The organism is Pseudaquabacterium terrae, from assembly GCF_013266755.1.
Classification (GTDB): domain Bacteria; phylum Pseudomonadota; class Gammaproteobacteria; order Burkholderiales; family Burkholderiaceae_C; genus Pseudaquabacterium; species Pseudaquabacterium terrae.
Window position 1 is genome coordinate 241,585 of the sequence record NZ_JABRWJ010000002.1, and the last position, 11,499, is coordinate 253,083.

General features: G+C 70.9%; 10 protein-coding genes. 6 read left to right on the plus strand and 4 right to left on the minus strand.

The features are described 5' to 3' along the window. Positions 1 to 29 precede the first annotated feature (29 nt). Positions 30 to 1,976, minus strand: a complete 1,947-nt coding sequence (locus HLB44_RS06200; RefSeq protein ID WP_173122232.1) for an AMP-binding protein — start codon at positions 1,974 to 1,976, stop codon at positions 30 to 32. A 130-nt stretch (positions 1,977 to 2,106) separates the two neighbouring features. Between HLB44_RS06200 and HLB44_RS06205 the strand changes: the two genes are divergently transcribed. Beyond that, on the plus strand, positions 2,107 to 2,829 hold the full coding sequence (locus HLB44_RS06205; RefSeq protein ID WP_173121692.1) for a cyclic nucleotide-binding domain-containing protein: 723 nt from the start codon (positions 2,107 to 2,109) through the stop codon (positions 2,827 to 2,829). A 22-nt stretch (positions 2,830 to 2,851) separates the two neighbouring features. Here HLB44_RS06205 and HLB44_RS06210 read toward each other — a convergent pair whose 3' ends face one another. Together HLB44_RS06210 and HLB44_RS06215 are read right to left on the minus strand one after the other, a co-directional pair. Further along, positions 2,852 to 3,754 carry a 5'-nucleotidase gene (locus tag HLB44_RS06210; protein ID WP_173121693.1) on the minus strand — a complete coding sequence of 301 codons (903 nt, stop codon included), beginning with the start codon at positions 3,752 to 3,754 and terminating at the stop codon, positions 2,852 to 2,854. Between the two features lie 23 nt (positions 3,755 to 3,777). Beyond that, the gene (locus HLB44_RS06215) at positions 3,778 to 4,803 is read right to left on the minus strand and encodes an AAA family ATPase (RefSeq protein ID WP_173121694.1); all 1,026 of its coding nucleotides are present in this window, start codon (positions 4,801 to 4,803) and stop codon (positions 3,778 to 3,780) included. 213 nt (positions 4,804 to 5,016) lie between these two features. Between HLB44_RS06215 and HLB44_RS06220 the strand changes: the two genes are divergently transcribed. The 3 genes from HLB44_RS06220 to HLB44_RS06230 all read left to right on the plus strand — a co-directional run bounded on the left by HLB44_RS06220 (position 5,017) and on the right by HLB44_RS06230 (position 9,034). Next, positions 5,017 to 5,262, plus strand: a complete 246-nt coding sequence (locus tag HLB44_RS06220; protein ID WP_173121695.1) for a hypothetical protein — start codon at positions 5,017 to 5,019, stop codon at positions 5,260 to 5,262. 136 nt (positions 5,263 to 5,398) lie between these two features. Next, positions 5,399 to 6,172 carry a response regulator gene (locus tag HLB44_RS06225; protein WP_173121696.1) on the plus strand — a complete coding sequence of 258 codons (774 nt, stop codon included), beginning with the start codon at positions 5,399 to 5,401 and terminating at the stop codon, positions 6,170 to 6,172. Further along, the gene (locus HLB44_RS06230) at positions 6,173 to 9,034 is read left to right on the plus strand and encodes an ATP-binding response regulator (RefSeq protein ID WP_173121697.1); all 2,862 of its coding nucleotides are present in this window, start codon (positions 6,173 to 6,175) and stop codon (positions 9,032 to 9,034) included. A gap of 33 nt (positions 9,035 to 9,067) precedes the next feature. Here the strand turns inward: HLB44_RS06230 and HLB44_RS06235 are convergent, their stop codons facing one another. After that, positions 9,068 to 9,484, minus strand: a complete 417-nt coding sequence (locus HLB44_RS06235) for a globin domain-containing protein (RefSeq protein WP_173121698.1) — start codon at positions 9,482 to 9,484, stop codon at positions 9,068 to 9,070. A 205-nt stretch (positions 9,485 to 9,689) separates the two neighbouring features. Between HLB44_RS06235 and HLB44_RS06240 the strand changes: the two genes are divergently transcribed. Then, positions 9,690 to 9,875, plus strand: a complete 186-nt coding sequence (locus HLB44_RS06240; RefSeq protein ID WP_173121699.1) for a hypothetical protein — start codon at positions 9,690 to 9,692, stop codon at positions 9,873 to 9,875. A gap of 10 nt (positions 9,876 to 9,885) precedes the next feature. Then, positions 9,886 to 11,394, plus strand: coding sequence for a hypothetical protein (locus tag HLB44_RS06245; RefSeq protein ID WP_173121700.1), 1,509 nt, complete (start codon positions 9,886 to 9,888; stop codon positions 11,392 to 11,394). Positions 11,395 to 11,499: the final 105 nt, after the last annotated feature.

Genomic DNA, 11,499 nt, shown 5'->3' on the forward strand with positions numbered 1-11,499 from the left:
AGCCCCCTTCGGAACGGCCGGGCGGGGGCTCATGCAGCCCTCCGAACGGCAGGGAAAGTCTTGACGTCGGCAATCTTCAGCGTCGCCGAGACAGAGCCGGTGCGGCCGTCCTCGAACTTCATCGCCGTCTCGATGAACTGCTCGGTCCTGCCGCCGTAGAGCGCGTCGACCAGCACCTTGTACTTGTCGCCGATCGTGCCGCGGCGGACCTTGCGCGTGCGGGTCAATTCCCCGTCGTCGGCATCGAGCTCCTTGTGCAGGATCAGGAAGCGGCTGATCTGGCTGCCGGCGAGCCGGTCGTCCTGGCTCAGGTCCGCGTTGACCTTCTCGACGCAGTCGCGGATCAGCGCGTAGACCTCGGGCTTCTGCGCCAGGTCGGTGTAGCCGGCATACGGCAGGTTGTTCTTCTCGGCCCAGTTGCCCACCGCGTCGAAATCGATGTTGATGAAGGCGCAGACCGAGGCGCGCTGGTCGCCGAAGGCCACCGCCTCCTTGATCTGCGGAAAGAACTTCAGCTTGTTCTCGACGTACTTGGGCGCGAACATCGCGCCGTCGTTGGCGCCGCCGACGATGCGGCCGACGTCCTTGGCGCGGTCGATGATCTTCAGGTGCCCGCCGGCATCGATGAAACCGGCATCGCCGGTGTGGTACCAGCCGTCCGGCGTCAGCACCTCGGCGGTAGCGGCCGGGTTCTTGTAGTACTCCTTCAGCAGCCCCGGCGACTTGACGAGGATCTCGCCCGAGTCGGCCAACTTGATCTGCACGCCCTCGATCGGCACGCCCACGGTGTCGGCCCGGGCTTCGTTGTCGGGTTGCAGGCAGACGAAGACCGCGGTCTCGGTCGAGCCGTAGAGCTGCTTCAGGTTGATGCCGATCGAGCGGTAGAAGGTGAACAGGTCGGGCCCGATCGCCTCGCCCGCGGTGTACGCGACCCGCACGCGCGAGAAGCCCAGCGTATTGCGCAGCGGGCCGAAGATGGCCAGGTCGCCGAGCTGCCACTTCAGCCGGTCTGTTGCGCTGACCGGCTTGCCGTCCATCAGCGCCGGGCCGACGCGCTTGGCGACCGCCATGCAGCGATGGAACAACCAGCGCTTGAACGCGCCGGCGTCCTCCATGCGGATCATCACGCTGGTCAGCAGGCCCTCGAAGATCCGCGGTGGCGCGAAGTAGTAGGTCGGGCCGACCTCCTTCAGATCGATCGTCACCGTGGCCGCCGACTCGGGGCAGTTGACGACGTAGCCGCAGGCCAGCCACTGCGCATAGCTGAAGATGTTCTGGCCGACCCACGCCGGCGGCATGTAGGCCAGCACTTCTTCATCGGCCGTCAGCTTGTCGAAGCTCTTGCCGGCGTTGGCGCGGTCGAGCAGCGTGAAATGCGTGTGCACGACGCCCTTCGGATGGCCGGTGGTGCCGGAGGTGAAGAACATCGCCGCGACGTCGTGCGGCTGGCCGGCACCGACCTGGGCGTCGTAGAAGCCGGGCTCGCGCTGGCTGCGCGCAGTGCCGCTCGCGATCAGCGCATCGAGCGCCTCGAGGCCGGGCTCGCCGTACTTGCGCAGGCCGCGCGGATCGTCGTACCAGATGCGCGCGAGCTGCGGACATTGCGGGCGGATCTCGAGCAGCTTGTCGACCTGCTCCTGGTCTTCGACGATCGCGTAGCGCACCTCGGCGTTGTTGACCGGGAAGACGAATTCGGTGGTCGCCGCGTCCTGGTACAGCGGCACCGGCACCGCGCCGATCGATTGCGCCGCGAGCATCGAGGCATACAGGCGCGGCCGGTTGTCGCCGATCACGACCACGTGATCGCCGCGCCGCACGCCGGCCTCGGCCAGGCCGCAGGCGAGCTGCCGCACCAGCGTTGCCAGCTGTCCCCACGTGACGGTCTGCCAGATGCCGTAGAGCTTCTCGCGCAACGCGGCGGCCTGCGGGCGCTCACGGGCGTGGTCCAGCATCAGGCGGGGGAAGGTCGTTTGCACCGGCAGCTCCTTCGGCACGAGTTGCCCGGCCATTTCCGAGCCCTCGTTGGACGCAGATGCTAGGGACAAGTTTGACGTCGAGATGTCGGTCCAACGACAATCCTAGGGTCCGACCCGAGCGGAGTTTCCCGTGGTAGCCACATCGCTGCGCGAACGCGCCCGTTCGCCGTCCCAGGCCGAGCTGCAAACCATTCCCTGGCTGAAGGTGCTCGACGCCGACGACCAGCGCCGCACCGCCGCGACGCTGGTCGTCGCGCATGCCGAGCCGGGCGATCGCATCTGCCGCGAAGGCCGCGCGCCCACCTACTGGTTCGGCGTCGTCGAAGGCCTGCTGAAGATGAGCAAGGACAGCAAGCGCGGCGGGCAGATCACGTTCACCGGCATCCCGCCCGGCGCGTGGTTCGGCGAAGGCACGCTGCTCAAGCGCGAGGTCTACCGCTACGACATCGAGGCGTTGCGCCGCAGCACCGTGGCCGGGCTGCCGATCGACGAGTTCCACGCGCTGCTCGACCGCAGCATCCCGTTCAACCGCTTCGTGATGAGCCAGCTGAACGAGCGCCTGGGCCAGTTCATCGCGGTGCGCGAGATCGACCGCTTCAACCATCCCGATGCGCGCGTCGCGCACAGCCTGGCATCGCTGTTCCACCCGATCCTCTATCCCGGCGTCGGCACGCTGCTGCGCATCACGCAGCAGGAGCTGGCCTACCTGGTCGGGCTGTCGCGGCAGCGTGTCAACCAGGCCTTGCGCGCCTTGCAGGCCGACGGGCTGATCCGCATCGAGTACGGCGGCCTGCGGGTGCTGGATCTCGGCGGCTTGCGCACCTATTCGATCGACGACGGACCGAAACCCTAGTGCCGAATCGGCGCGGCTGAGGTCAACGCAGGTTGGCGACGCCGGCCGCGACGTGGCCGGCGGGCACGTGCGGCGCCGCGCCGTCGACATGGCGCGTCTGGTCGTCGAAGAAGAAGTCGGGCTCGAACTCGCGCAGGAATTCGCCCTTCGGCAGGCCGCCGAGGAACATCGCCTCGTCGACCTCGATGTGCCAGTCCATCAGCGTGCGGATCGCGCGCTCGTGCGCCGGCGCGCTGCGCGCGGTGACCAGCGCGGTGCGGATGCGCATGCCGGCCGGGTCGGCCGCTTCGCGCAGCTTGTGCAGCGCCGCCAGCAGCGGCTTGAACGGGCCGGGGGCGAGCGGCGTCGCGGCCTGCGAATGTTCGTGCAGCTGGAACGCGTCGAGCCCGTCGCGCTGGTAGACCCGCTCGGCCTCGTCGGAGAACAGCACCGCGTCGCCGTCGAAGGCGATGCGCACCTCGCGCGGGTGGTGGTCGCTGGCGCGCGCGCTGTGCGGCAGCACGCGCGCCGCGGGCACGCCGGCATCGAGGGCAGAGCGCACGTCGGCGTCGTTGGTCGACAGGAACAGCTGCGCCGCCAGCGGCTTGAGATACCGCCACGGCGGCGCGCCGCGCGTGAACACGCCCCGCTCGATCGCCAGCGCGTAGTGCCGGCACGAGCGGAAGACGCGCATGCCCGACACCGGATCGTTGCGCGACAGGATCACCACCTCGACCTGCGGCGCGCCCGGCGCGTTGAAGGCCAGCAGCTTGTTGACGAGCGAGAACGCGACGCCGGGCCGCGCCGGCGTGTCCAGCCGCGCAAGCTGCAGTTCCATGTAGGCGCGGTCGTCGTGCGCCTCGAAGATGCGGTTCTCGTCCTCGAAGTCGAACAGCGCGCGCGAGCTCAGCGCGATGACGAGACGATCGGCGAAAGGACTGGCCATCCGCCGATGATAGGAGTGCGTGTCTACTGCATGAAGCCGATCGGCGAGCGCTTGCCATGCGCTTCCGGCAGATCCTTCAGCTCGATGCGGTCGCGCCCGTCGAGCCGCGCATTGCCGAAGGCCGTCATCCACGCGCGCCGCATCTCGCGCGGCGCCAGCTCGGCCAGCCGCTCGAGCACCGCCTCGCCCGGCTCGGGCTCGAAGCGCTGGCCCCAGTGGTGATGGCCGCGGATGCCGGCGTACAGCCGCAGCGCGATGACCCGCGCGGCGTCGCGGTCGGGCATCTGCACTTCGTAGACGTTGACGCGGTTGAGGATCGGCTCGGGAATAGCCCGCTCGTCGTTGGCCGTCGCGACCCAGATCACCTGGCTCGCATCGACCGCGACCTCGGCGAACTCGTCGACGAAACACTGCGCGGTGTCGTGCTCGAGCAGGCTGTACAGCGCGCCGAGCGGGTCGTAGGCATGTTCGCCGCGCGCCTTGTCGATTTCGTCGATGACCATCACCGGGTTGGCGTACTGGCCGTCGACCAGCGTCTCGAACACCTTGCCCGGCCGCGCGCCCTTCCATTGCGACGAGGCGCCCGACAGCACCCAGCCGGCGGTCAGCGAGCTCATCGAGACGAAGCCCATGCCGGTGCCGAGCAGTTGCGCAACCTCGCGCGCGAAGTGCGTCTTGCCGACGCCGGGCGGGCCGAGCAGCAGCATTGGCGTGATTTCCAGGGCGTCGCGGCTGTCCTGGCACAGCGCAAGCTGCCGGCGGATGTCGTCGAGCGCGTCGTGGAAGTTCGGCAGCTCCTCGTACAGGTGATCCATCGCCGGCAAGCCGGAAGGCTTCACCTGGAAGCGCTCCGCCCCCTTTTCGAGCATGCGCTCATAGGTGCTGCGCAGCGACTCGTGCTCCTTCGGCGGCAGCTTGGTCAGCCGGCGCTCGACCTCTTCGCAGCGGTACACGCGCCGCATGCTGGCGATCGGGATGCCGCCGCGGTGCGGCGCACGGGCGACCGGGACCAGCTCGGTCGAGGTCGATTCGGGGGGCAGGTCAGGCATGGGGCGCTCCCGCTGGTCAGCGTTTCCATTGCAGCAGACTGCGGCCATCTAGAGCAACTGAAAAGGATCACGAACCGGCCGCAGTTGACTTTGGACGTAGCAAGGGTCGGGCCCGCTGCAGCGCAACAAACGAAACGGCGCCGGGCGAGCACCGAAGGCTGGCTGAAACCGGGGCTGCCGACACTGGCTGCCAGTCACCCCGAGGAGAGCCCCATGGTCAGCACCGCCACCCTTTCGCAACCGGCTGTCGCTGCTGCGCTGCAGCAGGGCGATGGCGACGAGCTCGCGCTGCCGGGCTGGCTGTACCGCAGCGAAGCCTTCGCCGAGGACCTGTTGCCGGCGGATGAGCGAGCCGCGCCGCCGGCAGGTGCCGGCCGCCAGGCATCCGCCGCGCTGTACGCCGTGACCCTCGGTGTGGCGCTGCTGGCCCTGTGGCCGGCCGCCGGCTGGATCGCCTGAAACAATTGAATCATCGGCTGAGCGTTCCCGAAGCCGCGCTGAAACCCGCCCAACACAGCATCGCCGCCACATGCACGCCACGCCTATCACCGCCGAAGGCTACAGTTCCGCGCGGCCGGCAGCCCTCGGAGGGACGATGAGCTCGAACGAAGCCGACAGCGCACCGCGCCTGCTGGTGGTCGACGACGAAAGCGAGCTGCGCTCGCTGCTGGCCGAATATTTCGGCCGCCACGGCTTCGAAGTGCGCACCGCGCCCGATGCGGCCGTTGCGCGCCGGCTGTTCGCTGAATCCCTGCCCGACCTGGCAATCCTCGACGTCAACATGCCGGGCGAGAACGGCCTGTCGCTGGCGCGCTGGCTGCGCGACACCCATCCGCGCGTCGGTCTGGTGATGCTGACCACGGCCGGCGAGGCGGTCGATCGCATCGTCGGCCTCGAGCTCGGTGCCGACGACTATCTGCCCAAGCCGTTCGAGACGCGCGAGCTGCTGGCGCGCGTGCGCGCGCTGCTGCGGCGCATCGGCGGCGTGGCCGAAGCGGCCGCTGCCAGCGCCGCGGCGCCGCCCGCGGCGGCCGTGGTCCCGGTCGCCGCACCCGGGCAGCGCATCGCCTTCGGTGCCTGCGCGCTGGACCTCGACGAACGGCGCCTGTTCGGCGCCGATGGCGCCGAAATCCCGATCACCGCCGCCGAGTTCGACCTGCTGGCGCTGTTCGCCCGCCATCCGAACCGGCCGCTGAACCGCGACCAGATCATGGAACAGGCGCACAACCGCGGCTGGGACGTCTTCGACCGCTCGATCGACCTGCGCGTGATGCGGCTGCGCCGCAAGATCGAACGCAATCCCGACAAGCCGGAAGTCCTCAAGACCGTGCGCAACGTCGGCTACGTGTTCGTGCCGGCGGCCGGCTAGATGTCGGTCTCGCTCGACGACACCGGGCGCTACCGGCTGTCGCCGGAGGTGTCGGCCGATGCCCTGGAGCGGCGCTACCAGCGCCAGCTGTGGCTCGGCGCGCTGCCGCTGTTCGGCCTGCTGCTGGTGCTGGCGCTGTGGCAGGCCTGGCAGTCACGCATCGCGGTCGTCGCCGAGCTCGAGCGCCAGGCGACGCAGCAGCATGCGGCGCTGCAGTCGCTGGCGCGCATCGCGGCCGACCATGTCGCCGACCTGCGGCTGGTCGCCGAACGCACGCTGGTGACGCCGCCGCAGGCGCCCGACCGTGCGCTGCGCGATGCGCTGAAGCGCCGCGCCGTGGACGCTGCGATCGAAGGTTATGCGCTCGACGAGCTGCCGCCGCTGCTGCACGGCGGCACAGCGCAGCTGCTGTGGCCGCAGGCCGGCGCGCCGCCGCCCGATGCGGCGCTGGCGCTGCTGCAGGCGCTGTCGCGCAGCACCGAGATCGCCCACAGCCGCCATGCCGACCTGGCGGCTTCGCTGTTTCTGGGCTGGCCCGAGCGGCAGCTGGTGACCTACCCGTGGCTGCCGAGCCAGGCCCTGCTCGACGCCGCCGGCGCGCCGACGCTCGCCGCACTGCTCGACAAGGCCTACGCCGCGCCGGTCTTCGCCGAAGGCCGGCCCGAGCGTGATCCCGAGCAGCGCGCGTACTGGGCCCCGGTGCAGCGCAGCGGCGACGGCGGGCCGCGGCTGCTGCACGCCGCGCCGGTCTACGTCGGCGAGGACTTCAGCGGCGTCGTCGCCACCGAGATCCGGCTGGCGAGCATCGCGCGCGTGATCGCCGCGCGGCCGGTGGGCCCGCTGAAGCAGGTCTACTGGTGGGTGCTCGATGCACGCGGCGAGGTGCTTGCGGAACGGATGGCCACCGACGAGGGCCCGAGCGCGCAGGCACGCGCGCTGCCCGCCGGCCTGGATGCCGCGGCGCTGGCCGAGGCGCAACGCGCCGGCGGGCGCGCGCTGCCGCTGGCCGGCCACCGCATCGTCGCGCTCGACGTGGCCGATGCGCCGTGGACCCTGGTGGTTGCGCTCGGTGATGGCGCCTTGCTGCGGCAGGCGCTGCCCGGGCTGGCGCCGTTCACGCTGATCGGGCTCGCGTTGCTCGGCCTGTTCCTGCGCGCGCAGGTGCTGCTGCGTCGCCGCGTGATCCAGCCGGCGCTCGGCGTGATGGCCTACCTGCATGCCAAGTCGCTCGATCCGAACGCGCCCGAGCCGGCGCTGCCGCAGCGCTGGCGCAGCTGGGCGCACGTGATCACGCGCACCTTCGACGAGCAGCGCGATGCCCGCGCCGCGGAGCGCCGCAGCGAGGCCTTCAAGTCGGCGATCGTCGACCATGCGCTGGCCGCGCTGGTGGCCACCGACCGGCTCGGCCGCATCGTCGAGTTCAACCCGGCCGCCGAGGCGATGTTCGGCCTGCCGCGCGCCGCGGCGATCGGCCGCCCGGTCGCGCAGGTCGTCATTCCGCAGCGTTTCCGCGCAGCGCATGAAGCGGCGATGCGCCGCATCGCCGAAGGCGGCCCGGCCAAGCTGCTCGGCAAGCGCATCGAGATGCAGGCGCTGCGCGCCGACGGCAGCGAGTTCCCGGTCGAGATGCTGCTGTGGCGCGCCGATGTCGAGGGCCAGGCCTACTTCACCGCGTCGCTGGTCGACCTGTCCGAGCGTCGCCGCCAGGCGCTGGAGATCGAGCGCCAGCGCGACGCGCTGCGCCAGAGCGAGAAGCTGTCGGCGATGGGCAGCCTGCTGGCGGGTGTCGCGCACGAGCTGAACAACCCGCTGGCGATCGTGCTCGGCCGCGCCGGGCTGCTCGAGGAGAAGTGCAGCGCCCAGCCGGAACTGGCCGCCGATGCGCAGCGCATCCGCGAAGCCGCCGAGCGCTGCGGGCGCATCGTGCGCACCTTCCTGAACATGGCGCGCAGCAAGCCGACGCAGCGCGAGTCGGTGGCCTTCAACGAGCTGGTGCAGGCCGCCACCGAAATGCTCGCCTACACCTGGCGCAGCCACGGCATCCAGCTCGATCTGCACCTCGCCGAACGCCTGCCGGCGGTGAATGCCGATGCCGACCAGATCGGCCAGATCGTGCTGAACCTGCTGGTCAACGCCCAGCAGGCACTGAGCACGGTGACCGACCGCCCGCGCCGCGTGCAGGTGACCACCGGTGTCGAAGTGCCGCGCACCGGGCGCGAACCGCGCGTCTGGCTGCGCGTCGCCGACAGCGGCCCGGGCATCGCGGCGGAGCTGGCCGAGCAGATCTTCGAACCGTTCTTCACGACCAAGGCCGACGGCATCGGCACCGGGCTGGGCCTGGCCGTGTCGCGCTCGCTGGCCAAGGACCATGGCGGCAACCTGATGCTCGAAGCCGTCGCGCCGCTCGGCGGTGCCTGCTTCCGGCTGAGCCTGCCGCTGTCCGGCGAGGCCGGGCCCGAGACGGCCGCCACGCCGCTCGACGATGCCGCGCACGCGAACCGCTCGCGCGTGCTGGTCGTCGACGACGAGGCCGAGGTCGCCGAGCTGATCCGCGACATGCTCGAATCGGCCGGCCACGAGGTGGCGGTGGCCGAATCGGGTGCGGTGGCGCTGGAGCTGCTGGACACCGCGCGCTTCGATGCCATCGTCAGCGACCTGCGCATGCCCGACATGGACGGCGCCGCGCTGTGGCGCGAGGTGGTGCGCCAGCATCCGGCGCTCGGCGGCCGCATGCTGTTCATCACCGGCGACACGCTGTCGGCCGGCGCACGCGACTTCCTCGACAGCGCCGACTGCCCGCGCCTGGACAAGCCGTTCTCGAAGGCGGACCTGGTCGCCGGGGTCGCCGGCCTGCTGGTGTGAGGCACTGCGGCGCTGCCATGCGCCGCGGACGCGTCATTCGAACGCTAGCACCGGCGCGTTCAGCATCTCCTGTCGCACGATCGCGATCAGGCGTGACCAGGCGTCGCGCAGCTCGGTCGTGAAGCCGGAGCCGAGCACCTCGGCGAGCGTGTCGATCAGCGCGGTGGCAACCGCGTCGTAGTGCTCCGGCCGCACGCCGTAGCCGGCATGGCGGTTGCCGAGCGACTGCAGCACCGGGAACAGCGTCTCCGGCCGCGCAAGCAGGCCGACCGCGGCACCGAGCATCTGCAGCAGCCGTTGGCCCTGCTGCTGCAGGTCGCCGTGAAACAGCCCGCGCAGGGCCGGGTCGATCTCGAACAGCCGCCGGTAGAAGCGCGCCGCGAGGTCGGTGCAGCCGTCCTTCGAACGGGCGAAGCTGGCTTGCACGAGATGGATCTGGTCAGGGTTCATGCGCGGGTCCGGCGGGGCATCGATGGCCGCGCAGTGTGCGCGGCGAAGGGTTTCCCACCGATGTCCGCGGCGCGATGAAATCGTTTCGTTTGTTGTCCGCCGCGCCGGGAGGCAACAAACGAAACACCGCTGGTCACCGATTGAAGCGTCGTTGATGCGGTTGCTGCCGACACTGCTGGCTTGCCGCACACGTCAGGAGTTTGCGATGCCCGAGCCGACCGCCGTCGCCGCCCGCGAGGTCCCGCCGCCCGCCGCCACCGAGCTGGCGCGCGACGCACAGGCCCAGCTGGCGCTCACCGAGCTGTTCCCGCACCTGCGCAGCGCGGCCGATCTGGAGCTGCGCGATCTCTTTGTCAGCCTGCGCCTGGCGCCCCACGCTCGCGCCGGCTGAAGGGGCTGCGATGGACGAGTCCGCCGACACCACCCAGCCGGGCGAACTGCCGCTGCGGCTGTTTCCGTCACGCATCGCGAGCCTGGGCTTCGCGGTGCGCCTGCCGCACGACTGGCCGGCCCACGCGCTGCCGGAAGAGCAGCCCGACTTCACCGATCCAAGCCGGCTGGTGCCGCTGGCGGCGGTCACCGCGCCGCATGCAGCGATCGTCTGGGCCATCGCCGCGCGCCCGGCCTACGGCGATGGCAGCCTGAGCGACTGGGCGCATTACCTGCTGGCGCAGCACGGCCTGGCGCCGCGCGAATTCGCCGAAGGCCGGCTCGGCAGCTTGCCGGCCTTGATCGGCGAGGCGGTGCAGCCGAGCGAAGTCGGCCCGCTCAGCGTGCGCTTCGCGTTCGCCGAGGATGGCGGTCGCCTGATCAACCTGACGCTCACCGCGCCGGCACTGATGGCCGATGCGGTGGCGCGCACCTGGGTCGCCAGCATCGAAACCTTCGCGCTCGAAGAGCCGGGCGGCACGACGGTGCCGCTGTGGCCGCCGGCGGCAGACGCCAACGCGGCGAGCGCCGCCCACCCCGACATCGCCACGCCGCCCGGCGACGAGGACAGCGGGATCAGCCTGCCGACCGCGCGCGGCGCAGCGGCCGGATGGGCCGCCCACGCGCGCGCCGACGGCGCGGCGACGCTCGAGCCCGAGCACCCGATCAACCGCCGGTTGCGTGATGCCGGTGTCGGCCTGGTGCCGCGCATCCTCGAGCTCGATCGCGAGCGCCAGTGCGTGACGCTGGGCTGCGGCGCGCTGACCGCGCAGCTGACGGTGCCGCTCGGCTGGCACGTCATCGACGACGGCCGGCGCGTGCTGGTGTTCGAGCCCGACGGCACCGTGCAACTGCACCTCGACCTGCTGGCGCTCGACGGCGGCGGCAGGGACACCCTGCTCGATCGCCTGGAAGCCCAGGCACGGCGCGACTACCCGGCCCCCGAATGCCTGCGGGTCCAGCATGGCGCGATCGACGCGCTGGTGCTGCGCAACATCCAGGACGGCGACCAGCCGCTCGAGCAGGTCCACCTGCTGGTGGACGGCCCGAAGGGCCCGGACGGCGCGCAGGTGCTGCGCGCGCGCGTCACTGCCGTGCCGGCTTGCGCCAGCGCGGCGGCCGACATGGGCGAGCTGATGCTGGAGTCCGTGGTCTTCGGCAGCTTCGTGCTGCCGGCCAGCGGCAGCGACAGCGGCCCCGACTGGTGGCTGGCCGCGCTGCTGCTCGAGCGCGCCAACCGGCTGCACGAAGCCGAGCAGTGCATCACCGATGCGATCGACCACCCCGGCGCCGCGCTGCAGGTCGCGGAGCTCTACCGCCAGCGCATGCTGCGCCTGGATGCCCAGGGCCAGACCGATGCGGCCGCCGAGGCGCGTGAAGCGGCCATGCGCTGGGCCCAGCACTGCGCTGCCGGAGCGACCAGCGGTGGCGCGGGTCGGGCGCTGTCACGCGAGCGTGATGCCTTCATGGCCAGCCTGTAGGAGCGTGGTGCCTGGTAAACCTCGTTTCGTTTGCTCACTGACGAAGCAGGATTTATTGCGCAACTGACGTCCGAATCCACTCATACACTCGTTCCATCGCACCGC

Excerpts from the sequence above, each read along its gene's own strand:
- HLB44_RS06215 (WP_173121694.1), bottom strand. The coding sequence starts at position 4,803 with ATGCCTGACCTGCCCCCCGAATCGACCTCGACCGAGCTGGTCCCGGTC.
- HLB44_RS06235 (WP_173121698.1), bottom strand. The coding sequence starts at position 9,484 with ATGAACCCTGACCAGATCCATCTCGTGCAAGCCAGCTTCGCCCGTTCG.
- HLB44_RS06225 (WP_173121696.1), top strand. The coding sequence starts at position 5,399 with ATGAGCTCGAACGAAGCCGACAGCGCACCGCGCCTGCTGGTGGTCGAC.
- HLB44_RS06210 (WP_173121693.1), bottom strand. The coding sequence starts at position 3,754 with ATGGCCAGTCCTTTCGCCGATCGTCTCGTCATCGCGCTGAGCTCGCGC.
- HLB44_RS06245 (WP_173121700.1), top strand. The coding sequence starts at position 9,886 with ATGGACGAGTCCGCCGACACCACCCAGCCGGGCGAACTGCCGCTGCGG.
- HLB44_RS06230 (WP_173121697.1), top strand. The coding sequence starts at position 6,173 with ATGTCGGTCTCGCTCGACGACACCGGGCGCTACCGGCTGTCGCCGGAG.
- HLB44_RS06240 (WP_173121699.1), top strand. The coding sequence starts at position 9,690 with ATGCCCGAGCCGACCGCCGTCGCCGCCCGCGAGGTCCCGCCGCCCGCC.
- HLB44_RS06220 (WP_173121695.1), top strand. The coding sequence starts at position 5,017 with ATGGTCAGCACCGCCACCCTTTCGCAACCGGCTGTCGCTGCTGCGCTG.